At 53.3% G+C, this 409-nt stretch carries 1 pseudogene; it reads right to left on the bottom strand.

Going from position 1 to position 409, the window contains the following annotated elements:
- Positions 1–409, bottom strand: a pseudogene (locus tag EHQ17_RS19825) (hypothetical protein); the annotation flags it as partial.

Raw genomic sequence — 409 nt, 5'->3', positions numbered from 1 at the left:
TTGTTTGTCAGCACGCTGTTTCAACTCCATTCCAAAAAGTTGCGTCACAACTCCGTTCTCGCCCATATAGTCGTGGATAACCTTTTGGTAAATGTCCGTTTCCACGTTACGCGCAACCTCGTCCGGAGCCCCCGTCGTGTTTGTGAGTTTTTGGAGCAGTCCCGCAAGAAACGCCTCTCTCTCCTGCAATACGATCTTCGATTCCACCTTCACGGCCAACTGGTCTTCCCCGCTCCCCGTAACCTTCACAAAGTTCTCTGCCTTGGAAAAATACGCGTCTCTCGCAGCCTCGTATTGGGTGTTCGCAAGAACGCCTAACGCGTCCAAAAATTCGTCCGCGCTCACCATCAAAGACGTCTGTCTCATGTATTGGTCCGAGTCCTCCGCATTCGCGGTCGTCGCTCCCGCC

Source organism: Leptospira gomenensis (assembly GCF_004770155.1).
In the GTDB taxonomy this organism is placed as follows: Bacteria; Spirochaetota; Leptospiria; order Leptospirales; family Leptospiraceae; genus Leptospira; species Leptospira gomenensis.
The sequence above is the reverse complement of the archived record's forward strand: the minus strand, read 5'-3'. Positions and strand labels throughout refer to the sequence as shown.